This window comes from Pantoea sp. EKM103V (assembly GCF_011800365.1).
GTDB classification, from domain to species: Bacteria; Pseudomonadota; Gammaproteobacteria; order Enterobacterales; family Enterobacteriaceae; genus Pantoea; species Pantoea anthophila.
Map to the genome: position 1 here is coordinate 1 of NZ_JAALFQ010000002.1, position 24,009 is coordinate 24,009.

Consider the following 24,009-nt stretch of genomic DNA (forward strand, 5'->3'; position numbering starts at 1 on the left):
GAATGCGCCATCAGCAGACGCGGATCAATACCGAAATCCTGACCGGCCTTTGTGAAACACATTTCCGGCGCGGCCTGTGCGCTGAATACAGCGGCAAGCCCGAAGACAGCTGACCATTTCATTCTGATAATCTCACGTGCATGCGCGTAATGCGCCAGGCGGGTTCGGGTGAAAAATACGCGCTCAGATCATCACTTGCAAGAAAATTCGTTACAGACGCGCACAGTGCGCTGACGGGCATGTGACGAACTTCGGCCGGGATATAAAGAATTCAGTAAGACAGGGTTAATTAACAAGCCGCTCTTCAGAGGTAAATTTCCATCACACCCTACGCAAGATGTAATCTTGCAGTTTAGTTTTTTAAAATCATGAGTTTAACTATAATATTTAGCTGTTTTTTAGCTGTATGATGAAAATTGTGTGTTAATTCACACACTTTACAGTGCCTGATTGTGTGTTAATGGGGGGCCTGATTGTGTGTTAGTACAGTGCCTGATTGTGTGTTAATCCGGCACTGCAAACGGCACTGTGGTGTGTGCTGATTGTAGCTATTTAATAAAAACATATTGTTATGCATGGTATATTAGTGTGCAGTGCCGGATTAACACACATGAAAAAGACCTGTGGTGCCGGATTAACACACATCAAAAGCCGGTACGGTGCCGGATTGACACACATTTTTCAAAGACTGAAGTCGCGATTTACGTATTGAAAGCGTACATAGTGCCGGATTGACACACACACAGAACTGAGGTGCAGTGCCTGATTAACACACCAGCCGGATTAAATGAACAGTGCCGGATTGACACACACTGAAAACGAGGTAAATAATACAGGAAGGGCAATCTTATCCGAATGCGGCAGTAACGCTGGTGCCGCATAGGAAATATTTTTTAAATAAATCAAAAAGGCAGGGTAAAATATACCCTGTCTTACAGGGAATACGGGAATGGCGCGCAGAAACATTTACTTCAAAGAAAAAACCGAAAGAGAAGTCCAGGAGCTGGTGCAGATAGAGCTGCAGAACGGCGCAACCCACGGTGAGGTTAACTTCTCCTCCGTGGTGAATGAACTGGTAGGTATCGGTCTGATGGTAAAGAAACATCAGGGTGAAGCAAATAAGTTTGATTTGGAGGAGTTTAACCGCGACTTAATACGTCGCGTTGCAGGCACGCGCGAAGGAACCAGCATCATGATGGCGATGCTGACGGAAATGTATCTGCATATCCGCGGTGAGGCCGGGCCGCAGGCGCTTGAGGAGATGATTGACCAGAACCTGACAGGAATGAGCTCCGCAGAGGATAAGGCGGAGAGTAAGCATTTTATTAAGGAAGAGCAGAATTAACTGACCCTTTATATTACCGGTAATGAATAACTACTGAGTGATTTATTGCCGGCGTCACTTCAGCCTCAGCACCAGCCCCCTGTCAGTGTCACGTCCGGTTTATTCTTTCTGGTGACGTTACTCAGTCCGCTGACCTTACACAGTATAATATCTCAGCCTGTCTGTTATTAACGTCTTAAGTCGTCGTTGTGGATGTGACATCACCAGCTGAGCAGTGAATAACAGCAGAGACCGCACCGCGGCAGTTATATTGCAATCTCTGCGGGACCGGAGGTTCTTTTGCATAATAATTGTCATGCGTGAACAGAATCATTCTGCTGGCGCGTTTATTTATATATCTTTTTTATTCCTTTCTTTTCAGGGCAGGTTTTGCCAGCGCTGTACGAGCCGGATGACCCGTACAGCTGTAACGATGCGCGAACCTTTGCTGTGAGGTGAAAAAAGAAGTGTTATCTGAAACTTCTTTTATAACCGCGTGAAGGGTCAGGTAACTGACTCACGTCTCCGTTTTTTTATCTGACAATGGGTTTTCTGCCACAACAACTTTTTCCAGTATGAACTCGTCAAATAATATCGCCAGCTCCCGCAGTCGCCTGACCTCTTCATTTTCAGGCAGCTGCTGCTCCGTTAAATAATTCAGTGAGTCCAGCAGGCGTTCCTGTATTTCCATATTCATGCTCCGGCGGTTAAAGCGGGCGCTGATTTCCATATCCCGTCGCAGATTTTCGGGAAAGCTGCTGCTGAATGCACGATTCTTTCCCGGAACGAACGGTTTCTTTTCCGCACGTACCGATTCATCCGGCTGATATTCTTCACGGATAATATCCAGCCTGGACTGAATAAACTCGTCGAACATCCTCGCCAGCGCAACCAGCCGCTGACCCTCATCTGTTTTTATAATGTGCCTGCGTGGCGAGAAGTGCATCGACGCAATAAGCCGGCTGATAATTTCATCGTTGGTGGTATATCGCCTGACGCGTGCAGCCACGCGCAGCTCCATCAGGAGATTTTCCGGCAGCCATAATTTCCGGTACTGCATTTCTCCTCTGGCATATTTCCTCGGACGGCCGCGACCGTCGCCCATACTCTCTTTCACTTTCATGTTTCAGAACCGCCTTCAGGAGTTCAACCGTACAGGCAGCAAGCGTACGCCACCGCATTTAAGGATTAATCCTAAAAAAATGCATGAGAGTCCTTAAAAGTGTGACATCCGTCACAGATTTTTTTTTTTTGAGAAAATGTACACTTACGGCGCGTTACGTCTGTTTACGCACACTGACATTTCTTTAACTCAAATCGAGGGTTTTACACATGAAAGTTGTCACGTCACACCCTGCACTGGTGCAGGGGTCTGCGGAAGCCTGCCCGCCGCGCAGCGGAACGGCGGCACAGGGACTTATCGGCATCGCACGACGCGCCTTTACCCTGATTCACCGTTATCTGATGCTGCGGTGCGCGCCGTGCTCGGTGCGCTGTCAGTGAGCGGTATACCGGACAGCGTCAGGCAGGCTGCCGCAGCAGGCAGCGACGGCGCGGCCCCGGCTGCCGTGGTCCGCCAGGTTCAGGAAGAACTCAACCGTTCGCGGTCTGCAGTTAAAACGGCTCAGCCGGAAATCCCGTCAGCGGCGCTGGCCAGTGCCGCGCGCGAACTCAACCTGCAGGCGCAGGTCAGCCTGCCCCCTGAAGCGCGGGGGCGGGAGCCTGAGAGGGAGTTACCTGCCCCGGAAATCACCCGTCACATACAGAAAGAACGTTAATATCCTTTGCGGCCGTCCTCAGTGCGGCCGCGTCACCTTCAGCCTGCCTCCGCAGGCATATGAGATAAATCATGAAAAAGCCCCTTAAGATGGCCAGCATTGCTCTGGCCATAAGCTCTGCATTGTTTACAGTACAGGCCGGTGCCGCCAGCGCTGAAGCGTTTACCCCGGAGCAGCAGGCCCGCATCGGCGAGATTGCGGCGGACTATCTGGTCGCGCACCCGGACGTACTCATTGAGGTGAGCAAAAAGCTGCAGGCACGGCAGCAGGCCATGCAGCAGCAGGCTTACGTGCAGTCAGCGCTGAAAACACACCGGCTGCTGATGCAGCTGGATGGTGTGCCCGCCAAAGGGCCGGCGGACTCAAAAGTCATCGTGACCGAGTTTTTTGACTACGAATGCAGTGCCTGAAGCATGATGGCGCCGGTGATGGAAAAAGTGATGGCTGCAAACGCCGGTGTGCGCTTTGCGTTCCGGGACTGGACCATCTTTGCCGCCCGCTATCCGGAGTCATCGCAGGCATCGCACCGCGGACTGGGTGTTTACCGGAAGCAGGGGGCAGATGCGTACATGGCATTTCACAACGGTATTTACCGGACCGGGCATAATGAAGGAAAACTGACGGCAGAAGACATTGAGAAGGTCGCCGCCGCGGCCGGTGCGGGTGCGGCTTCAGACGAGGATAAAGCCATGTCTGACCACGTTACGGAGAACAATGCAGCCCTGGCTGAGATGCTGGGGCTGAGGGGAACGCCGGGCATTATCGTGATGCCGGCCGAAAACGCCACGCCGGACAACACTACGGTTATCCCGGGTGTGGTCAGTGAACAGGTCATGCAGCAGGCCATAGCGCGTGCAGAAAAGGGATAAAAAAACCCGGCCTGCGTGACAGAGGGCCGGGCACATTATCCCAAACGGAATAACACCACCAAACAAAGGAAATCCCGCCGGTAGCATGAGACAGCGTCCGCCATTCTGTCAAACCATTTACCGCATGTGGCCATAAAAAATCCCGGCACGGAGCCGGGAAGCAAAAACATGTCAGTCTGCCCTTTAGCGCCAGCCAGTGGGCATTGTGCGGGATATCGGCGATTCCGCCAGAACCTTTACCCCATGACGACCACGCCGCTCAGGCTGTTCGTTCCTCGCGGTGCTGCGGTACGCCTCAGCCTGACCGCCCTGCCCGTCGTAAGTTAAAAGCGATTGTCTGCGACCCCGCCACAGCCGGCTGCCTGAATATCAGTGAATACCTCTTCCGGACATCGCCGTCCCGCCAGACGCGTGATTTGGATTAAGTCCGCTCGCAGATGTGAACCCGGTCACGGTAAAGTTTATCGGTGAACTTTTTTTATCCTTACGATTCGTGCTATGAGCAAACTGTGCTGGATTTAAGCGGGTGAGATGGGTATTCTTTTCAGAATTCGCCGGGCGGCGATCCTTTTTAGATCCTTGTCAGATACTGTGGTGGTTGATGATGAGGGTGTGCAGTAAACCTGTGGCCGGACATGCGCGGAGCGGGAACGAATCAACCGGATAGGACGTATCCGTAAAAACGTCCAGGGTATGGAGCCCACGTTTCACCGGGCTCTGAATGCAAAAACCCCCCGAAATCTGTCATCAACTTGGCGGAAGGCGGCAGAAATCAGGGGGTCCAAAAGCAGGCGCTGGCCTGTGAAGGATTATAACGCATGCTTTTCATAAGACAACCCCTGTCCGCCATAAGTTCGGGAGAGGGTGAATGACCAGATTTTAATCGGGTTAAACCGCCCGAACCTCAAAAATGACGGACGCCGTCGCGGCGATCACTCCGTTGCCTGCAAGTGCTCAAACCCTGAATGGTTTGCACCCGATAACTTCCGGCGCCTGCCGGGACAGATGGGGCACGCCATGAGCCGGCTCGTTATGAAAGACAAACGCACCGGCAAAATGATGCTGCGCCAGCGCATGTCCCGTCACCCGTATTTTGTGCAGCTGCGCGAGGCCGCCGGCCGCAAACGCGATTTCCGGCCGGAAAAACAGGCGCTGTACGATGCGACCTGGCCGCTGGTTATTCAGCGCGCGGACTTAGCCACCTCTGTGGTTACCTTCAACGGGAGTAAGCTGGCCGACGAGCTCAGCCCGAAAGATGAAAACGGCAACGTTATACCGGAAACGCGCGTTGAGCCATCCCGGCTTTCGCGCCTGTTTGAGGAGTGGGAGCGTTTTGGCCTGATTGAGCGTCCGGACCTGGAAACGGACCCGGCCACCGGCTACTGTATGCCACGCCACATCGTCCTGACGGACCGCTTCTGGCAGCTGTGCGGCATCGACATGGATAAGTTCCTGGCTGAACGTAACGCCCGCCTGGAGGCAGAAGCCGACGGCATTATTGAGCCCGGGACGCACGCCTCCGTGCGCGCCGCGCGCCGGCGATGGTATGAAAATATGCGCATGGCCACGCTGCTGAGCCGCCGTGAAAAGGCGTCCCGGAACAAGCGCCGGAACAGGCTGGGTAAACTTTCTCTCGATGACAGGCGCAATGCGATGGCCAAACTGCTGCGCATGCGACCGGCGCACGAGTGGATGAAACTCTCCCCGGATGAGTTTGACCGCCTGGTCTGGAAGAGTCTCCGCCAGCTCGATCTCGGGCTGGACTACGAGCCCGCCCCCCCGGTACCTGACCGGGTACACTAGCGCCTCCTCCTCTGTTTACCGCCTTGACTGGCGGTAAAGCCGCTTGTGCCGGGGACAGAACGCCGGTTCTGAGCGTGCGTCCCGCCGTTAATTCCGCCTTAAAAAAGCAGATATTCCGCCCGACGGCTAAGGCCGTTATTTTTATCCACAGTTACCCGCAATTAATATGCATGGCTTACCTGCAACTACTGTCGGTGTTACCTGCAAGATACTCCTGACTTACGTCAGTAAGAGATCTTCATAAAGATAAGATCTTTTTCATGCAGGCATTCTGCGGAGATAAGTAAATGCCTTCGCTTGCAGCGGCCGCAAGCGTCCGCGCCGCTCAGAATCTGAAATAGCTCCCGCTGACGCGGGCCCCGGATAATGCAAATAGTTACAACAAACAAGGAGTTCACTGTGGTCAGCCAGTTCTGAATCATGCAGCCCCTCTCAGACCGGACCCGCGCCGTACCTGAAGCCCGGTTGCCCCCACTGAACAGCCTCCGCCGCCCGGCCCCTAGGGCCGGAACTGCAGTGGCTGATTAATGGGTGTTGTAACTACTGAATCTGAGCCGCTTTATGCTCAGAGGCCCGCGGTTTCTTTCTTTCGTCTCCGACCGTCTGACTGATAAGCTGCTAACAGGCCGCTGCTTAAACTGCGTCGGTCAGGGCGGGGTTGGGCTTTCGCCACCATCGGCCCTGTAACCGGCTACGCCGGGCTCACGGCGCCCGATGGCATCAGCGCCGTCCTGAACGGTTTCTGGCGCCTCCATGCCGCTCACGCGGCATTCACAGGACGGGCTGCGCACTGCTCGCCCGTCCGGCTACGTCTGAGAGGTAAGTGCGATGCAGATGGCTCAACAGCAGCACGGGGAGCTGGAGAGGGTTTACACCATGATCGGCGCCGTGGTTATGGCCATGGCCGGCGATGGTCTTGAAACCACGCGGATGAGGATTGCCGGCTTTATCCGCGGAGAACTGGCCAGAACGCAGGCGTGGTCGCCGGAGATGGAAACGGCCATGCTGAGTGCGATCGATACGCTGGAAATCTATCCTGACCAGGAGGTTGTGGAGAGGCACCGCGATGGCGGCGATTGAGCTCTCTGAGGGCTGATGACGTTCTGAAATGCCAAATATCAGGGCCAGTTTATTCTGTGGTTCTGGCGCTGTAACCGGCTCCGCCGGGCTCACTGCGCCCGATGGCATCAGCGCCGTCCTGAATGCTTTCTGACGCCCCCATGCTGCTCATGCGGCATTCAGGGGGGCTTGCCTGCTTCTGTCAAAATCCTCGTTATAAATGGTATCAAGCCACGTATAATTCAGCCGATATACTGAACAGATCCCGCATAGAAACAGGAATAAAATGAAACTATTAACCAGCTTAACTCTGGCTGCAGCTGTTCTTTTGACAGGCTGTGCAACAAAACCGCAATCTTCTGCTCCCCTCTATCTGAAAACGGAAATGCAGTCTCCTGTTTCCGGAAAAGCAGGATATACAGATCCGGTACTTAGCTACATCAAGGAGGACAATGTCCGTCACATCCGCCTCTATTCGTTGTCGCCTCTTCCGGGAAAACAATTCCACGATGCGCTGGAAAGAAAATTTAACGCAACCACTCTGTATATCGATCTTGTTGAAAATAATGGAGGTTACAAAGCAGAAATTTCCGGTGTTATCAACTACTACGATACCCAGAGATATGTGAACGGCAAACTGGTAGGCGACGTCATTGAATCAGTTCCGGTTCCTCCAGTGGCTGTTCAGCTTAACTCTGAAAAAAGTGTAAATATTGAGCTGCCAAGAGGTATTCGGTTTACTGCGCAAATCACAGATGATGTTTTTTCTGATTTTAAAAAATGAGTAAAGACAATGACATATGCCGCTGACGCGGCATAGAGGGCGGGCTGCACACTGCCCGTCAGCCCTCAAATTGGGGCTGATGCTCAACAAAGCGAAAACTGACGCTGAGGGTTCCGAATATGCGTAAACCCGGTGCCCGGATTAATTTCTCATTTTACGGATGGAACTGATTAAGTAATATCAAATCATCGGCCAGTCAAAGGAACTGTGAAATGGATGAAGCTCTACTCGCTATGATGCGCTCAAACGGGCGCAATAAGGCCTGGGCAGAAACGATGGTGAATCTTGAAGCCCGTAAGCTGATTGAAACAGCTAACCGTGTAGCCGGATTTCACATAAGGGATGGACTCATACGACTTCAGTTTGTGCAGGAAATAAGGGATGTCATTGAAGGTCAGTTTGCGATCGCCAGACGGGCAAGGACTGACGAAGAATGCATGGCCTGCATAAAAAACCTTCGTGAAGAATCTGAGAATCTGGCTGAGCAGGACAGGTTGCTGAAAATCAAGACGGCGCAACTGTACGCGAAGGTCGAATTTGTCTGGGAGAATAACAAAATTGTTGGTTATACCCTGTCTGCTGTCCATATTGCCATATCGGGCATTGCCCTGTTCACCGGGCTGGCGATGATAACCTCGATGCCTGCAATCGGGATGTTGGCCGGTGCTGTACTGGTAAGCGACGGCATCAATGGGCTCTCTCAGGAAATCATTAACCATTTTTCACCGCCAGGGAGTGCTCATTCCGAAGGTATATTCGGAGATGCGGCAATGGCCGGCGCTGAATTTTTAGGATTCAGGCCTGAGACGGGTCTGGCTATATATAATGCGGCCACATTATCTGCCAGCGTTTATGGTGTTTTTGGCGCGGCCAGGAAAGCCGGGGTATTGCGCCTGTTCAGATGGATGCCCAGAGACTATTACCGCAAAGTAGATAGCATGAGTAAGCCCAAACTTACTATGCGTATTGCTGGCTATGGGCTAAAAGCGAAGGTAGTTTTTGACCTGCTGACGGTCGATAACTCGTCGCACTAAGACTGCACAGCCCGCCAGTATCGCCATGACTTGTAGCAAAGCACCGGGGGCTGGCTGAGTATCATAAAGCCAATACCCAACAGGAAAGATATGCCGCCGGCAATTATTTTTATCCCTGAACTGAACAGCACCAGGATAACAAAAATTGCCAGAAAAACCGCTACCGTCCAGAGCATTCTGTTAAATCGCCTTGCCAGGTCATGGATGGCCAGCTCAAGCGTCCCGCCATAACTTTCGACGTTGTTTTTAACTGCCTGCAGTTCCGCAGAACTGAAGCCGGAACGCAGCAACCCCTCTTCACTGACTAACATTACCTTCATCCCTAAATTGTTTGAACCTGTCAGCACGCAGATATAGCAGAATTTTTGCTGTCAATCGACCTCAGCAATCCGGAGCGGTATTTAATCTATCAACCCGGTCCCTGCAACCAGGACCGCTCTCATTACGCCTGCTCCCGCCCTGATTTGCGGGACTGAACACCTGCGGAGCCAGCCGGATAAAGTCAGGCCGTGCTGCTGAACCTCCTGCCGGCTCCGCCGGGTTTTCTCAGGCCTGATGATGTCATAAAATGCCGTATTTCAGGGCCATTTTTTCATGTGGTCCGGCATGAAGGACGCTGCTTATGAATAACGACAACCTGAACGTCAGTCACCTGGCGTGGTGCGGCCTGATTGCGCTGCATATCGCCCGCCGCGACGGGCTCGTGACTTCACCCGCACAGGACAACCTGTTTCTGACCCGCTGGCTGGCCACCGCCGAAAAACAGCGTCGCTTTCCCCGGGCGCTGGCGAGTGACATCAGCTGGCTGCTGAAGGAGGGGCGGGAGAAGGGCCTGCGCGCCGACCTGCCCGGCAAGCTGGAATACCTGTGACGCGCCGGAAACGGCCACCTGCAGGCGCAGAACGACCTGCACGTCGTGAAGCTCACCGGCTGGATTTATATGGTGCTGTCAGAAAACGAATGGAGTGGCCGCCGCCAGCTGCCGCTCAACTCCTCCGTTTCCGGTGTTTATCTCAGGCGCAGCGCACTGGAAACCGGCTTTGATGAGCACGGACGGCAGCGCAGTCCCCTGCCTATGCGCATCACCGGCGACCTGGCTGCGCTGGATAAGCTGCTGCAGCGTTCGGGCTGGCGCCGTGGAGCGGCCGGAGGTTCTGATGAACATCAGCTTCTCCTCGCGGACGGATTCAGTGCAGAGTGAAGGCAGGACGGAAAGCTGACGAACTTCTCAGACTACAGTGAACCTCCGCGCCGGCTCAGGTTTCACGGCGGGCGACCGGTAACAACACCCACGTAATCTGAATAATAAATCGTCTGATTTTACTCCCTGAACGGGGGAGCTGCCGGGCGGCACCCCACTTTTTCGGACGGCGGCCACGTGAGCGATGGCCCTGACAGGAACCACACTATGAACAGGCATGAAATGACGTCTCAGCTGTTTCGCAGCGCGGGCTACGATCCGACCACCGGCGTGCTGGAACTGGAGTATCGGAACGGCGCGTGCCGGCGCTGGCTCGCGGTGCCGGCAAAGGTGTACCAGGCCTTCTGCGCGGCCGCGGACGGCGACGCATTTTTCAGGAGCAGCATCGAGGGGCGCTATATTTCCCTCCGGGGTAGCCTCAGCCTGCGGCGCGGTGTCTGACGCCATCATCTGCGCATAGGCATCATAGTCTTCCGCGGCCTGCTGCCGCCTGCGCCGCACCGGTGCCCGGCGTTCAGCGCGCGCCCGGTATCCTGGGTTGCCAGTTCCGGGAGAGAAAAATTGATGGCCGTTTTAACGGCCTGGGGGTTCAGCAGCTCGACGCCGGAGTAACCCATCCCATGAGACCGCGAGGCTGCTGTTAAGATTAAGCGTTTTCTTTTGTCAGTTTCATTCATGTCCCTGCTGTAAGCAGCAACAAGGCATGCTCGCCGGGCCAGTTAAGTTCATGGTTAACAATACTGTGAACGGCCGTCACATCGCTGAAACCGACGATGACTTTCGGTGTGGGTGGGGAAATACACTTCTGGTTTGAACGGAGAGCAGGGTAAGGGTTCAGATCTACTGAACCACCTCTGACAAACCAGAGATAGTGCACATTTAGGTCACTGAGCGCGTCGGTGAGCATTTTTGCCTGTTTCTCATCGGTGTTGACATAACCAGGCCGGTTCGGCTTCTGGTCAGGATAATGCTGATCCGTGGCGTAGCACAGGCGGGAGAACGCCTCCTCAAATTCAGGAATGACCTTTTCTTCATACTGCGACGAGCTTGCAATCAGGTATATTTTTCCCTTCTGACCGGAACACTCTTATTTACAGGCGTTTCGGTAGGTACCATGTTTTTTCTTAATGTGGGGATGTGAAGGGAGCGTACCTCCGGACAGGAAAAGCAAAAACAGAGGTAACGTGAATCTGGTGCCTTTATTTATCTGAGTCATATTTATCCTCCTGAATACTGTCAGTGCTTCCTGACGGAGGTTAAACGACAAAAGCCGTCACTTTCTGCTGACAGTGGTGAATAAAAAGCCCTGCAGAGAATTCCGCAGGGCTTTTGTCTGCTGAAAACGGCAGCTGTTCAGGGCGTGCCGGCTGCCCGGAGGGCAGAGCCTATTTCGTCCGTTTGTTTACGTCTGTCAGTTTCCCCTGAGAAAAACCGAGCGGTGCCGGGTGCCTCCCGGTGAGTCAGGAAAAGCCACAACCTGACCCGCTTATTGGCCAAGGCTTTCACCCCTTTTGTGGCTCAGCCCCGCCGCTTAGGGGGATTCACCGCCCGGATAAAATAACACAACTCCCACAAAATTCAGTCATTACTCTGATTAACACCGGCACTGAAAAGCGGCGCCCGAAACAGTATTTTATAACGGTGGTAAACGTAATAACCCAAGCCAAATGCCGGTGAGGTGCTAGTACAGAACGTCAAAGTGGGTTTGTCAGGGTGGAGAACCTGCTGTATGACCGGTTATGCCTCCTGCTCATTTTAGTTCCGGTCGATATCTGGCCTGACATGGATAATACTGATAAGTTAAATAAAACTGAATAATTACTGACTGAATGGGGGCGGTATAACAGTGAGGATTCTGAGTATTCAGTACGTACGCGGGCTGGCGGCATTGCTTGTGGTCGTTGCACATAACTCTGCCTTTCTGGGCGAATACCGGGCAAGCCACATTCCCGGCGCCCTTGGCGTAGACATATTTTTCATCGTCAGTGGTTTCATTATGACGTTCATCACCCGCCAGGCGCCGGAGGGAGCCGGTACATTTTTGATTAAGCGTTTTTTCCGCATATGGCCTCCACTCTTTCTGGTCTGGCTGGCCTCGTTTGTCTTTGTTTATCCTGAACGGACAGTCGGTCAGATGTCATGTGTGCTTTATTTCTGCCTTCAGGATTTCACCAGGCAGGGGCCGACGTTTGGTTACAGCCCACTCGGCCCCCCCTGGACGCTGTCCTATGAAGTCATGTTCTACGCCGTTTTTGCCCTTTCCATGAGTCTCAGTTATCGCTACCGCAGTACTCTTTGTGCACTGATTTTTATGGCTGCTATGATAGGATTTCAGCTCTTTTATAACGGCAGTTTCAGCTTTTCCTCACAGGTATCGCCTGAAATGGTTGTCCCGCACTGGTGGCAGGGCTGGATTAAAATTGCCAGCAACACGGTTTTTTTCGAATTCATTATGGGCATGTTCCTGGCAGAACTGATGGTGAATGACAAAATCAGCGACTCCCGCGTTATCCGGGCAGTGGCGTGGGTGGCTCTCGCTTTAGCCATTACTTTTGTCACCCTCACCGGGCCGCAGGTTTTCGGCATGAGCGGGGGATTCTGGCCGGCGCTGGTAATTATGGCTTCGGTCATTACGCTGAGCTGCCATACAAAAACCGTAAACATTCGCGCGCTGTCATTTCTGGGGGATATTTCTTACTCACTGTATCTGGTTCATTACCCGGTACTGATTTTTATACTAAAAGCGTTACCGTCATCAGCGCTACAAAACGGAAATCCGGCAGTTTTTTTACTCTCAGTTGCAGTAAGCACCGGAATAGCGGCGGTTATGTTCAAGCTGGTTGAAATGCCGTCAGTGCAGTTAGGAAAAAAAATTGTCAGTAATCTCTCTTTGAAAAGAGTATCCGAAGCCAGCCAGTCCCAGGGGAAAAATTAATTTGATTCGGGCGAATCAATGCCTCCGGCTGAATCTGTAGGTATCATTAGTTGTCCGTCATGTACAAACCATATTGACGTTCATATTTTTAATAAGGTGACAACCTGTATGATGAAGAAAAGTTCGATGGGGCTTATATGCTGCCTGGTAGCCGTTTCAGCTCGATCGGCCATATCGGGGATTCCGGAAATAACTACTGTTACGCCATCCGTTTTTACAGGTGGCCCTAGTGTCTTCACGCAGAGCGCTTTTGATTCATTACTCAGCATCGCGCCCGCCGATGCTAATACTTATGCTGTAGTGGATCCCAATGGTCTGGATTCTGTTGGCATTCTGTTTGGGTCAGAAACTTCATCCCCCGGTATTAATTTGAGGGGACTGAACGGATTTGTTCTGCGTGGCTCCACCGGCACCAGTACGACCGGCCGCTACTCAATATTTTACGACAGGGCCCCTGCGCAAAACATCACCGGCTACAATCAGTTTCTGTCTCTCGCCGAACCCGGCGCCTTCATCGCCCGCTGGGAAACCACCGATGGCGGCACGGTCTCCGGTACCGGACGCGCGCTCTGGATTAGCCGTGGTGCCAGTGTCGGCAGCGTGCTCAACACCACCACCACGCTGTCGGACACCATTGCCTTTACCTCTGACGGCACCATTTCAGGCGCGTTCACCAATACGGGTACAGTCAGGGCCGGTGGAGTGGCGCTGGATATTGAAGACAACGGCAGTGTGGGGGCAATAGACAATCTCGGAACCCTCTCAGGTGGCCTCTACGCGGTGCGCAACACCGGGACGCTCGGCACCTTCACGAACACCGGTATGGTTACGGGCGGCATTCTCAATGCCGGCACCATCAGTGGTGACGTCGGTCTGGGTGGCTCCACCCTCATTCTGGCCGGCAACCGGGCCGTACTCGGGGGTAGTGTCAGCGGTACAACGGGCGACGGCTCCACTGTGTCCGTGGGGGATGTAAATTACAGCGCAGCGTTCACCGCCACGAACAAAGTCAGCGTGGACAACATTACCGTCAACTCCGGCAGTTCACTGACGCTCTCACCATCGGCCCACTGGTCCGCCGCTGACGGCACGGTAAATAACGGCACCCTGACCCTGGAAAGCGGCAGTATCCTTGACGGCGCCCTTTCTCAGAACGGCCTGCTGCTTTTCAGTACGGAAAAAAACGCCTCCTCTGTCATTAATGCCAGCCTCATCAACCGTGGTAGCCTTGTGCTGAACCCGACCCCGACCAGCGCCGGTAATACCCTGACCGTTAACGGTGACTACACCGGACTGCCCGGCAGCTCGGTGTCGCTCGGCAGCATGCTGGCTGGCGATGACTCCCTGACCGACCGTCTGGTGGTAACCGGGAGCACGAACGGCGCCAGCACCCTCTTCGTGACTAATGAGAACGGCGGTGGTGCACAGACGCTGGACGGCATTCAGCTCATCAGCGTGGGCGGGCGCTCTGATGCCGTGTTCTCGCTGGGTAACCGCGTTGTGGCGGGTGCGTATGACTACAGCCTGCGCAAAGGAAACGTGTCGGGCACTGACCCGGCAGGCTGGTACCTGACCAGCCTCACTTCCGTGCCACTTCAGCCAGCTCCTCAGCCTCAGCCAGCCCCTCAGCCTCAGCCAGCCCCTCAGCTGGTCAGAATGTACCGCCCGGAAGCGGCGACCTACACGGCCAACCTGCAGGCGGCGAATACCCTGTTTGACCTGTCAATGCGCGACCGCAGCGGGGAAACGCGCTATACCGACCCGGTAACGGGCGAGAGGCGGATAACCAGCCTGTGGATGCGCAACCTGGGCGGACACGGGCGGACATCAATGGCTGACGGACAGAACAGCACACAAACTAACCGCTACGTGCTGCAGCTGGGCGGTGACGTTATTCAGGGTTCCACGAACGGAACGGACGCGCTTCACGCCGGCCTGATGGGCGGCTACGGCAGGGCGGACAGCAGCTCGCACAACGGCATGACCGGGCGGGACGCAAAAGGCCGCGTGAGCGGATACAGCACAGGGCTTTACGGGACCTGGTACCAGAACGCGGAGGCGAAGACCGGCGCGTGGGCAGAGACGTGGGCGCAGTACAACTGGTTCCGCAATGAGGTGTCCGGCGACATGCTGCCGGTGGAGCATTACAACAGTCAGGGAATAAAGGCCTCGGTTGAGGGCGGATACGCGTGGCTGGTGAAAAGCTGGCAAAGTGACACCGGTATGGAAAGCCGGGTGTTTCTTGAGCCGCACGCCCAAGTCGTCTGGTCCGGCATCCGTGCGGATGACCACACTGAGGCGGTCGGCACCCGCGTGCAGGATACGGGAAACGACGGCGTCACCACCCGCCTCGGACTCAGAACGTACCTGAACGGGAAAAGCAGGGCAGACCAGCAGACCGTGCGCGAATTTCAGCCTTTTGTGGAGGTGAACTGGTTGCATAATACAGAAAGTTACGGCGTGCGCATGAACGGAGAAGCGGATGATGTGCAGGGAAGCAGGAATATCGCTGAGCTGAAAACGGGCGTGGAGGGGCGTCTTTCGCAGCGCCTGACGGGAGCCGTTGTGTTCACACAGCAGGCCGGAGGCGATGGCTACCGCGACAGTCAGGGTTCGCTCCAGGTGAGCTACCGGTTCTGAGTCCTCACCCCGCGGGCGGGCAGTTCAGCGTTCCACGACAGCGGGTCACGCAGCCTGTCCGGCTGGCTCATGATCGGTGTCCGTGACGGGCCGCGCTTTAGTTTTCTCAGCTTCAGTCGCAGGGGCCGCCAGCGGCCTGCCCGCCGGTCGCCTTCCAGGCTGCCCCGGCCCACCTATCAGCCTCGCGCAGGTCCGCAAACCAGGCGCTGCCGTCGTCGTGGCGGCTCAGGCACTCCCTGAGCTTGAGCCGGATGTAGACCAGCTCCGGGGGGCCGGGGGTGTCGCCGCAGATGCAGAGTATAAAAGCACGCAGCGTGCTGCACTCGGTGAAGCCGTACCGCCCCAGACTGACGGCCAGGTCCGTTGCGCTGAACGGGCTCACGGCCCGTCCAGTATTTATATCTTTACTCATCGTAGTCGCTGTTTTCTTCCGTTACGCCGGCAAGGTCCGCGCGGTGATGCCCCCCTGCCGGCCATTAAAAAAGTCAGGCTGATGCGTTAACGATTGTAGACGGCGCCCGTAGCGCTGATGACGTAATTACCCGCCTTGGGCAGTTTGTCTGACATGGTGTTAACTGTATAAACCAAATTATCGGTAGGTACTTTAGTAAAATAGTAAGTCCCGTCTGGCGTATCCATCTCATTAGTTCCGTCAGATGTTATGGGAAATAAACGATAATTCAGTGCGTAGTCAGGGTCACCTTCATGGCCTGTGGCATACACTACAGATTCTGAAGCACCAGGGCCGTGGATTTTTACGGCAAGCTGTGCCTTTACCCCAGGCTCCTTAATTTTCAGGTTACCATTTGCAAGAAGGGCAGCGTCCCGTGTTGGCACGCTGGTACCCGCGATCAGACCTTTCACAGGCGTGAGGGTATTTTCCAGCGTTATCTGCTGGTTCAGCGTCACGGTGGCGGTGGCGGTGGTCTTGTTGTCGATGGTGCCCGAAGAAAAAGAAGCCGCAAAGGCCATCTGGCTGAAACAGCCGGCAGCAACAAGGACAGTCAGTAAGCGTGCTTTCATTTTCATGATGTTTTCCTCTGTGATGTAGTATTTCCGTGCCGACAGAATTGCCGGCCTCAGTCTGTTGTGGCCGCGGTCAGCGCCATGGCCCACGTGTCGGCAGCGGCGTTCTGATCGCCGTCGGCCTCTATGCGGAACGCAACGCTGCGCTCCGCGGTTATCGTCATCATTCCACCTTCCGGCGGCGTCCCCGGCTGCCATCCCTCTCCGCTCAGGCGCACCCGCAAGGTGTTCCCGGCAGCCCGCTGCCCGGTCAGCACACAACTGGCAGAACTGCCGCCCGCCGCATCTGCGGTGCACCACAGCCGGAAGCCGCCGTGCGGGTCATTGCTGATGACGCGACCCCGCATCAGCAGCGTGCCGTCCCTGACCGGGCCGGCCTGCAGGCCGGGGGTGGCGGTCAGCTGAAGCACAGGGCCGGCCTGAGCGGCTCCCGCCACGGTCAGCAGCAGCCCCGCCAGGGCAAAATGCCAGCGCCGGGCGCCAGTGGTTGCGTTATTCATTTTCTTCTCCGTGTTGTGCAGTCCGGCGACAGACCGTGCTGAAGGTGTAAAGGCCGGCCGGGCCCTTTTCTGCGGGCAACCGGTAGTCTGCCTGGCAGCGCTCGCTGCCCGCGCGGACCGTCAGGCGACCCGCCGGCGGCAGGCCGGTCAGAAAGGCCTGCCCGTTGCCGTCCGCGAGGCCCGCACTGCCCGCCTGTCCCGCCACGCGCACCTGCGCCCCGAACGGTACGGGTGTGCCGTCAGGGTGCTGAAGCGTGACCAGCGCGCGGGCGCCGGACCGCGTCCGGAAGGCCGCCATCACGACAGCACCGGCCGCCGGCACCACCCTCACGTCGGTCTGCGGCACGTCCGCATCATCCGGCAGGGTGGTGGGGTCCATGCTCACCGTGTTGTCCTGATAGTCCGCCAGCCCGGACACGGCAGTGTAGCCTCGCCCGTCCGTACTGACCCCGGGCCACCCACCCACGCCCACGCCGGCGGCACCCGGGGCGCTCACCAGCGCAACCGTGTCGCCCAGCGGCTGGCTGAGCGTCACCCCGTGCCGGTGAGCAATCACACCGCCCGCCACGCTGACATCTGCCTGCCGGCCCGACGCGCCGTAGCTGTAGCCGGCAGCGGCCGTCCCGTAGGTTCCGGCCCACCCCGCGTGCAGGCTGCCGCCCGCCGGGTCTGACCCGCTGGCGCGGCGGTAGCTTTCCCGCACACTCCAGTCCAGCCGGTCGTTCACCGCCCGGCCGCTCAGCGCCACCTCCTGTGCCTGTGCGCCCTGATGCGGGGCCGTCAGGCTCCAGCTGGCGCTGGTACTCAGGCCGAGCGGTACGCTTAGCCACAGGCTCAGCAGGCTGTCCCGGCAGCCGCTCTCGGTACGGCTCTGCTGCCAGCTGAGCGACACGGACGCGCCGCGCAGCGATGCGCTCCAGCTGGCGCCGTAACCGTAGTCCGGCCCGCTGCCGCCCCGCCAGTCCGTGCGGGTGACGTTCAGACCCAGCCCGCCTGCTGCGCCCATCGACTGGCTCACCTGCAGCGTGCTTCGACCGCGCACGGACCGCCCTGCATATCCCGCGGGGACGTTACCGTTGCGCCGCCAGCGGTCCAGGGTATCAGACATGGACCGGTAGCCCGGTGAGTTGTACTGCACGCTCGACAGCGCAAGGCTTGTCGTATCGCCCAGCCTGCTGCTGTATCGCACCCGCCAGGCGGTTCCCGCCTGCCTCCCGTCATACGGGGTGCGGGCCCGGGCCGCCGTGGCGTCAGCCGAGACGGCGCCCCAGCGTCCCAGCGAGCTACCCAGTCCCAGCGACGCTGCGCTGTAGTCGGCCGCCTCCTGCAGTCCGCCATAGAGGGTCAGCCCGCGGGGCAGCCCGTACATCAGTGTGGCCTGTGCAAACGGCGCCGGAGCAACCTCCGCCGCAGAAGGGCGGTAACGGCCTGCGGCCACGCTGTACCTGAGGTATCCTTCGTGCAGCGCCACGGCAGGTGTCTGCCACGGAACCGTAAAGAACTGGTTATGCCCGTCCGCCTCATGCACCGTGACCTGCAGGTCATCTCCGCCCTGTCCCGCAGGCAAATCCTTAATACTGAAAGGCCCGGGCGCGACCTGCAGCATCCTGAGCAGAGCGCCGTGCTGGCGTATCTCAATCCTGGCGGGGGTGCGGGCCACGCCCCTCACCGCCGGCGTGTAGCCGCGCTCGTCCACCGGTATCATGGCCTCGTCGGTGGCAAGCATGGCACCGGTGAACGGCACGCCGTCAAACACGTCGCCGGAAGTGGTGCGCTCACCGAGCGTCAGGCGGCTCTTTATCTTCACGAACCCGCGCTCTGCCCAGGCGTAAGCCCGCTGCCAGCGCTCCCCGCTCTGCCAGCTCAGGCTGCTGCGTACACGCCACGGGCCGGTATTGATGCCCGGCTGCAGCTGTGCCCATGAGGTTTCCACCGGACCGCCGGGCTGACCGTGCGTGCGTGAGGTGCCGGCGCTGTAGTTCATCCTGAAGGCGGTGATGCCGTTGTCCCAGAGCGCCTCCGGCGCAAGACCGCCGTAGTGCGGGCGCAGGGCGGCCTGCGGAATGTCCAGCCTCAGCTGCAGTGCCGCCACGTCCGCCGTCACCCGCGCCTGCGGTATGGCCGACAGGCGGGCGCACGTTTTTCCGCCTTCCGCCAGCGCAGGCCAGGACGCCGTGTTGACGCCCCAGCGCAGCAGCTGTGCCACGCTCAGGCAGGGCTGCAGGCTGTCTCCCGACGGAGCTTTCACCAGTCGCAGCGTGATGTCCTGACTGTCAACCTGTTCGCCGTTAAGCAGAACGTCCATCCGGTAAGTGCCCGGCTGCTGAAGACCCTGTTCGAACAGCGACAGATCCGCGTTTTTCGCCGCGCCGCCGAGCAGCGAGGCGTCAAAGTGATACTGCTGTGCGGCAGCGCCGGAGGTGAAGCACGCTACCGGCAGGGCCGCGATGAAAGCTTTACGGCGCACACGCCCCTCCGGCTCTTCGCGTTAAATCGGATAAATCAGTCAGCTGTGCCCTCGAAACGGCGGCTCTCGCCTCCCTGGTCGTTTATGACGCTCCACTTCACCGCCCCGTCCGCGCCCGATGGCAGCGGCAGCGTCACGCTCCCCTGAGGGGGGACATAGGTCAGGTTACCGACCTCTTTCCCCCCCACGCTCACCGCCTTCAGGTTCATGTAAAATGGCGTCGGGTTGCTGACCTTTAACACCTTGCCCATGCGCGCCCAGGTGAGCGCGCCGGCCGCATCTTCCGGACTGCCCTTCAGGCCGGATGGCCTGAAAATCAGCTTGTCACACATGCTGATGGCCATGTTCACCGTCATTGACACCCCGGTTGCGCGACCGGATGCGTCACCCGACGGTGGCAGCGCCTTCACGCACAGCCAGTACAGGCTCTCCCGCGTCTGAGGAAGACTGCCTCCGGTGCGGATAATGCGCAGCCGGCTCTGCTGGTTTGCTTCAAGGCGGAACAGCGGCGGTGTAACCAGAAAGGGAGCCGGCGTTTTGTGGTCTTCGCCGGTCACCGTGGACTGGACCAGCATGGGGCGGTCCTGCGGGTTGGACACCGACACCTGCGCCCCGGGCGCTCCTTCCGGGTAGATGACACGGGTGGTCCCGAGCGTTACGCGGAAAGTATTCGCGCTCGTTGCTGGCTGGAGTCCCGCCGCTGCTGCAGAGACACACTGGGTAAACAAGGCCCCGGCCAGCAGGGCTGTGGTGATGACTGAGTTGTTCATGCGATGTTCCCGTTATTTTCAGTCCGTCAGACAAGACACTGGTTGCCGGCTGCCTGAAAGGAAGAAGCGCGGCGGCCTGTGAGCTGAGGACTTAATTCAGGGCGCGAATCATAATGTCGGGAAGGGGAAGGGGGAACCCGTCTGTAGTTAAACTGTCGTTAACTTTCAGGAAAGGCTCAGGCGCGCAGATCAGGAAGGGGACGATAATTCGTGTCCGTGGTGTAACTACCCGTCGGCTGCACCGCAGGTAATCCTTCCGAGTGGGCACACCTTTCGCTCAGGGCTTTCACGAGGTGACAGCCGGCACCTCTCCCTGCTGGCTGTGGGGTAAACTATCCTGTATCCCTGTACGTAAACCCCTGACAGACGCGATGAAAAACACATCTGCTCTGTTTTTTCGCAAAGACTGATTAAGGAACCATGATGGACAAAGATAATAACCGTGGTATGCGGGACTGGCTCATTTTCATCCGTACGGCAGAAACCGGAAGCATTTCAGAGGCTGCCCGACAGTTGAATATCAGTACCGCGGCCGTCAGCAAGGCCGTCCGTCGCTTTGAGGTTTATCTGGATGCGGTGCTGTTTAACCGGTCATCACAGGGAATGATCCTGACCGAAGCAGGTCAGACAACGCTAAACCGCGCAAGGGAGATCACCGAGTCTTTCCATTCGCTGCTTGAGGACATCCGTAATCCGGAAAATGAAATAAAGGGGCATATCCGTCTGACGGCACCTGCCATCGTGTGTGAGTTTCTTGCCAATGAGTGGATCTTCGATTATGCGCAGATGCATCCGAAAGTGAAGGTATTTCTTGACGCGCGCGAACGCAGCGACCTTAGCCGGGAATCCCCCGAACTGGATGACCTGGTATTGCGCAGCGGCAGGATCGAAAGTGAAGATCTGGTGCACAGAAAGCTGTCTCCCCTGAAGCTTGTGCTGTGTGCCAGTCCCCGTTATCTTCAGCGGCATCCGGCGATTTCTCATCCGCGCGACCTTGAAAATCATCGGCTTCTGGGGATGCACCATCACGGCCTTGCTGGCCCGCTCCTGCTTTTCAGGGGAGAAGAATCCTATGCGCTGGGGCAGGATGCTGAAACAGGCATCTCGTCAAACAATTTGTTCGCTATGCTGAACCTGGCGATTCAGGGGCGCGGGATCAGCGTTGCCACGCCCGGCTGGCTGGCTTCCGGTTATTTAGGGCGTGGACAACTTGAAATTATTCTGCCGGAATGGAATATACCTGACCTCCCGGCCTGGCTTATCTGGCGGCATCGCCCCCGGCAGAGCAGGATTTTCACCGACTTTTGCAATTATATCGAGGAACGCTGGAATACGCGGCCGCAACTGACTGCGGATGTCCCCACTGAGCCTCTGCTGCAGCCGGGTTTTCTTGCGCGACATGACACCGGAAAACCCTGACCGCACAGTGCTCATCAATGTCGGCTCAGTCCGGTGGCCGGTTCTGTTGCGATGAAAGGGCGCACAGCCCGTCCGATACCTGAGTTTTTCTTGCTGAGTGTCACTGTTTTTTTCAGCCGCGCCGGCCATGGGGTACGGTGATGCCTCTGCCGACCTTAAAGAGGTCATGCTGGTTCGTTACGGATTGTCTACGACGCCCGTAGCGCTGATGGAGTAACTGCCCGCTTTAGTGAGATGAGAACTTACTGTTACGTTAAACCCCGCGGCATTAACTTGGTCGGCAGTGAGCGAGTAAATCCGGCTGAAATTTCAAAAGATTGCCATGTATTCGGCGATAGATCTTTAAAGACTATTGTGTAATCAGGCCAGTCATCATTATCGTCAGAATGGGCCGCAGCATAGGTCGTAAAGGCTTGTTTAACCGGACTACATGAATGGATGCTGGTATACAGAAAATAGTTTACCGACCAATAAGGTCAGTTTATCAGTACCAACTCATGCATGTGCTGTAACGCCGCGCCCCTGCTTGGGAGGATTAACTTATCGTAGAGTTAGATTAAAAGACCCTGAACGATAATCGGCAAAAGCCTGCTGAATATCATCCAGGGTATTCATCACAGAAGGGCTAAAGATAACAACCGGTTCATTGAACGGTTCGGCGTATTGAAAATAAAAAACGGTATCCTCCTGGGCGGTAATATGAATCTGGTCACCTTCATCACCCAGTTTAACAAGATGCCATTTCTTTACGCCGTCATTGCAGATGCTGATGTTACCGTTGACCACATAATGAAAGGGTGTCCGGCGAGATTTGGCGTTTAGCGCCTGGCCGATTTTTGTACTGAAAAGTGACTTTCAACGGCAGCCGCATAGGTAGGTGTCGTCGCGCAGTAGATTTCGGCAAAATCAGCTGCATCAGCGCGGTTCCATGTTTTCTGTAATTCGGCTGTGAGTGCGTTGGTTGTTGTAACAATGACGCCTGCCTGAGCAAGGCGCGTTATCGTAACCTGAGCAACTGCAGGGCCCACATCGCCGGAAGCATCAATGACGGCATAAACCTTATACCCGGCCGCAAGGGCTGAAAGTGCCGGGAAGCCTGGGTTCGGTGTCAGTAGACGGGACCTGGGCACAGGCGAAGCTGGATGGTTTTTACCGGCGCGGCACCTCGCTTAGATTACAGTATTCCAAAGACTTTACGGACAGCGGCACCACCTTCACGCTGGCCGGATACCGTTATGCCACGTCCGGCTATCTGGATTTCAGCGAAGCCAACGGTTATTACGACTCCCTGCCGCCGGATCCACGAGCCGGCGGCGATCTGACGGAATCCGGACAGGCGCTGGCAGAGCGCAACTATGCCCTCTGGCGTCGTCAGCATAACAAGCGCAGCTCAATGTCAACCAGACGCTGGGTGACTACGGTAGCCTTTATGTGTCTGCCTATCAACAGCAGTACTGGGGGATCAGCGGGCGGGAAAACAGCCTGAACCTCGGGTACAGCGTCAGCGTCAGTGCGATTAACTATTCGCTTAACTATGCGTGGTCAGCGTCCCCCTACTACAGCCAGAAGGATAAGGTGATATCGCTGGCCGTACAGATCCCGCTTGATCGTTTTCTTCCGGCAAGCTGGCTTAACCTGTCTGCAAGCCAGGCCAGCCACGGCGCGTCTGTGACGTCTGCCGGCATTTCAGGCACAGCACTAGCCGACAGTAACCTGAGCTATAACGTTCAGCAGGGTTTTACCGGCAGAGGGACCGGTGTCACGAGCAGCGCGACGGCGGATTACAGGGCATCTTCTGGTGAGTATCAGTGGTGCTATAACTATACCCGGCAGACGCGACAGCTTAACTACGGCGCCTCAGGCGGCATTATTATTCATCCTTACGGCCTGACGCTGTCGCAACCGCTGGGCGATACCATGGTACTGGTCAGGGCTGAAAAGGCGGCGGGCGTCAAAGTTGAAAACAATACCGGCGTTTACACCGACGGGCGGGGCTATGCTGTGGTGCCTTACGTCACACCCTATCGCCGTAATGCCGTGAGGCTGAACACCGGCACGCTGGGCGAAAACACTGACCTCACCACTGACACCCGGACGGTGGTGCCCGGACAGGGTGCACTGGTTCTGGCTGACTTCCCGACCCGTTACGGGCAGAAAATAATGCTGACGCTGAATTCTCCGGCCCCGGTGCCTTTTGGCGCCTCAGCCACCGTTAACCGGGGCAGTCAGACAGCATCGGGCATCGTGGACGAGCAGCGGCAGGTCTACCTGAGCGGCGTGCCACAGCGCGGTACCGTCATAGTGCACTGGCAGGGCGGCCACTGCGAAGCCCCATACGACACGGGCACGGATGAGCAGCACGTGCATTTCATCACGGCAGCATGCCGGTAGAGGACAAAA

The 24,009-nt window shown here is 56.6% G+C and carries 26 protein-coding genes and 1 pseudogene; 17 read left to right on the forward strand and 10 right to left on the reverse strand.

Annotated elements, in window-relative coordinates; genetic code table 11:
* Nucleotides 1–122: pseudogene (locus HFD97_RS22265) on the reverse strand (lytic transglycosylase); the annotation flags it as partial.
* A gap of 827 nt (nt 123–949) precedes the next feature.
* Here HFD97_RS22265 and HFD97_RS06290 point away from each other — a divergent pair.
* Nucleotides 950–1,345 (forward strand): relaxosome protein TraM, encoded by a 396-nt coding sequence (locus HFD97_RS06290; RefSeq protein ID WP_167432537.1) that lies wholly within the window; start codon nt 950–952, stop codon nt 1,343–1,345.
* A 496-nt stretch (nt 1,346–1,841) separates the two neighbouring features.
* On the opposite strand, the gene HFD97_RS06295 is transcribed toward HFD97_RS06290, so the two are convergent.
* Complete coding sequence (locus HFD97_RS06295; RefSeq protein ID WP_167432538.1) at nt 1,842–2,447, reverse strand: hypothetical protein; 606 nt, start codon at nt 2,445–2,447, stop codon at nt 1,842–1,844.
* 209 nt (nt 2,448–2,656) lie between these two features.
* On the opposite strand from HFD97_RS06295, the gene HFD97_RS06300 reads away from it, so the two are divergent.
* From HFD97_RS06300 to HFD97_RS06330, 8 genes are all read left to right on the forward strand, one after another.
* Complete coding sequence (locus tag HFD97_RS06300; RefSeq protein WP_167434907.1) at nt 2,657–2,827, forward strand: hypothetical protein; 171 nt, start codon at nt 2,657–2,659, stop codon at nt 2,825–2,827.
* Complete coding sequence (locus tag HFD97_RS06305; RefSeq protein WP_185155340.1) at nt 2,824–3,102, forward strand: hypothetical protein; 279 nt, start codon at nt 2,824–2,826, stop codon at nt 3,100–3,102. Before HFD97_RS06300 ends, HFD97_RS06305 begins: the two co-directional genes overlap by 4 nt.
* A gap of 71 nt (nt 3,103–3,173) precedes the next feature.
* Nucleotides 3,174–3,512, forward strand: coding sequence for a hypothetical protein (locus tag HFD97_RS22270; protein WP_244319850.1), 339 nt, complete (start codon nt 3,174–3,176; stop codon nt 3,510–3,512).
* Nucleotides 3,513–3,542: 30 nt separating this feature from the next.
* A complete protein-coding gene (locus HFD97_RS22275) occupies nt 3,543–3,971 on the forward strand; it encodes a DsbA family protein (protein ID WP_244319848.1) in 429 nt (142 codons plus the stop codon).
* Nucleotides 3,972–4,835: 864 nt separating this feature from the next.
* Complete coding sequence (gene repA / locus HFD97_RS06315; protein ID WP_167434909.1) at nt 4,836–5,774, forward strand: plasmid replication initiator RepA; 939 nt, start codon at nt 4,836–4,838, stop codon at nt 5,772–5,774.
* 828 nt (nt 5,775–6,602) lie between these two features.
* On the forward strand, nt 6,603–6,854 hold the full coding sequence (locus HFD97_RS06320; RefSeq protein WP_167431545.1) for a DUF2767 family protein: 252 nt from the start codon (nt 6,603–6,605) through the stop codon (nt 6,852–6,854).
* A gap of 265 nt (nt 6,855–7,119) precedes the next feature.
* Complete coding sequence (locus HFD97_RS06325; RefSeq protein WP_167431546.1) at nt 7,120–7,617, forward strand: hypothetical protein; 498 nt, start codon at nt 7,120–7,122, stop codon at nt 7,615–7,617.
* A 212-nt stretch (nt 7,618–7,829) separates the two neighbouring features.
* Nucleotides 7,830–8,651, forward strand: coding sequence for a DUF4225 domain-containing protein (locus HFD97_RS06330; RefSeq protein WP_167431547.1), 822 nt, complete (start codon nt 7,830–7,832; stop codon nt 8,649–8,651).
* Here the strand turns inward: HFD97_RS06330 and HFD97_RS06335 are convergent.
* Entirely contained in the window at nt 8,648–8,962 is a 315-nt protein-coding gene (locus tag HFD97_RS06335) for a hypothetical protein (RefSeq protein WP_127835178.1), read from the reverse strand. The genes HFD97_RS06330 and HFD97_RS06335 overlap by 4 nt on opposite strands.
* A gap of 311 nt (nt 8,963–9,273) precedes the next feature.
* Between HFD97_RS06335 and HFD97_RS22280 the strand changes: the two genes are divergently transcribed.
* The 3 genes from HFD97_RS22280 to HFD97_RS06345 all read left to right on the forward strand — a co-directional run bounded on the left by HFD97_RS22280 (nt 9,274) and on the right by HFD97_RS06345 (nt 10,293).
* Nucleotides 9,274–9,522, forward strand: coding sequence for a DUF2913 family protein (locus HFD97_RS22280; RefSeq protein ID WP_244319742.1), 249 nt, complete (start codon nt 9,274–9,276; stop codon nt 9,520–9,522).
* 69 nt (nt 9,523–9,591) lie between these two features.
* A complete protein-coding gene (locus HFD97_RS22285) occupies nt 9,592–9,852 on the forward strand; it encodes a hypothetical protein (RefSeq protein ID WP_244319743.1) in 261 nt (86 codons plus the stop codon).
* A gap of 207 nt (nt 9,853–10,059) precedes the next feature.
* Nucleotides 10,060–10,293, forward strand: a complete 234-nt coding sequence (locus HFD97_RS06345) for a KTSC domain-containing protein (protein ID WP_167431548.1) — start codon at nt 10,060–10,062, stop codon at nt 10,291–10,293.
* A 232-nt stretch (nt 10,294–10,525) separates the two neighbouring features.
* Here HFD97_RS06345 and HFD97_RS22470 read toward each other — a convergent pair whose 3' ends face one another.
* The gene (locus HFD97_RS22470) at nt 10,526–10,915 is read right to left on the reverse strand and encodes an LD-carboxypeptidase (RefSeq protein ID WP_167431851.1); all 390 of its coding nucleotides are present in this window, start codon (nt 10,913–10,915) and stop codon (nt 10,526–10,528) included.
* 783 nt (nt 10,916–11,698) lie between these two features.
* Here HFD97_RS22470 and HFD97_RS06355 point away from each other — a divergent pair.
* Nucleotides 11,699–12,787 (forward strand): acyltransferase, encoded by a 1,089-nt coding sequence (locus tag HFD97_RS06355; protein ID WP_167431549.1) that lies wholly within the window; start codon nt 11,699–11,701, stop codon nt 12,785–12,787.
* 369 nt (nt 12,788–13,156) lie between these two features.
* The gene (locus HFD97_RS06360) at nt 13,157–15,427 is read left to right on the forward strand and encodes an autotransporter outer membrane beta-barrel domain-containing protein (protein ID WP_244319744.1); all 2,271 of its coding nucleotides are present in this window, start codon (nt 13,157–13,159) and stop codon (nt 15,425–15,427) included.
* Nucleotides 15,428–15,539: 112 nt separating this feature from the next.
* Here the strand turns inward: HFD97_RS06360 and HFD97_RS06365 are convergent, their stop codons facing one another.
* The 5 genes from HFD97_RS06365 to HFD97_RS06385 form a co-directional block, all read right to left on the reverse strand.
* Nucleotides 15,540–15,809: a hypothetical protein gene (locus HFD97_RS06365; protein WP_244319745.1), complete on the reverse strand. Its 270-nt coding sequence runs from the start codon at nt 15,807–15,809 to the stop codon at nt 15,540–15,542.
* Between the two features lie 116 nt (nt 15,810–15,925).
* Nucleotides 15,926–16,456, reverse strand: a complete 531-nt coding sequence (locus HFD97_RS06370) for a hypothetical protein (protein WP_167431551.1) — start codon at nt 16,454–16,456, stop codon at nt 15,926–15,928.
* A 50-nt stretch (nt 16,457–16,506) separates the two neighbouring features.
* Entirely contained in the window at nt 16,507–16,953 is a 447-nt protein-coding gene (gene afaD / locus HFD97_RS06375; RefSeq protein ID WP_167431552.1) for an AfaD family invasin, read from the reverse strand.
* Complete coding sequence (locus tag HFD97_RS06380) at nt 16,946–19,420, reverse strand: fimbria/pilus outer membrane usher protein (RefSeq protein WP_167431553.1); 2,475 nt, start codon at nt 19,418–19,420, stop codon at nt 16,946–16,948. The genes afaD and HFD97_RS06380 overlap by 8 nt, the downstream gene beginning before the upstream one ends.
* Before the next feature lie 35 nt (nt 19,421–19,455).
* The gene (locus HFD97_RS06385; RefSeq protein ID WP_167431554.1) at nt 19,456–20,190 is read right to left on the reverse strand and encodes a fimbria/pilus periplasmic chaperone; all 735 of its coding nucleotides are present in this window, start codon (nt 20,188–20,190) and stop codon (nt 19,456–19,458) included.
* Nucleotides 20,191–20,610: 420 nt separating this feature from the next.
* Between HFD97_RS06385 and HFD97_RS06390 the strand changes: the two genes are divergently transcribed.
* Nucleotides 20,611–21,609, forward strand: a complete 999-nt coding sequence (locus HFD97_RS06390) for a LysR family transcriptional regulator (protein WP_208971004.1) — start codon at nt 20,611–20,613, stop codon at nt 21,607–21,609.
* 540 nt (nt 21,610–22,149) lie between these two features.
* Here HFD97_RS06390 and HFD97_RS06395 read toward each other — a convergent pair.
* Nucleotides 22,150–22,443, reverse strand: a complete 294-nt coding sequence (locus tag HFD97_RS06395) for a pirin-like C-terminal cupin domain-containing protein (RefSeq protein WP_255461640.1) — start codon at nt 22,441–22,443, stop codon at nt 22,150–22,152.
* Between the two features lie 271 nt (nt 22,444–22,714).
* Between HFD97_RS06395 and HFD97_RS06400 the strand changes: the two genes are divergently transcribed.
* Both HFD97_RS06400 and HFD97_RS06405 read left to right on the forward strand, forming a co-directional pair.
* Nucleotides 22,715–23,095 carry a fimbria/pilus outer membrane usher protein gene (locus HFD97_RS06400; protein WP_255461636.1) on the forward strand — a complete coding sequence of 127 codons (381 nt, stop codon included), beginning with the start codon at nt 22,715–22,717 and terminating at the stop codon, nt 23,093–23,095.
* A complete protein-coding gene (locus HFD97_RS06405) occupies nt 23,041–24,000 on the forward strand; it encodes a fimbria/pilus outer membrane usher protein (protein ID WP_255461637.1) in 960 nt (319 codons plus the stop codon). The genes HFD97_RS06400 and HFD97_RS06405 overlap by 55 nt, the downstream gene beginning before the upstream one ends.
* The last annotated feature ends 9 nt before the right edge of the window (nt 24,001–24,009 follow it).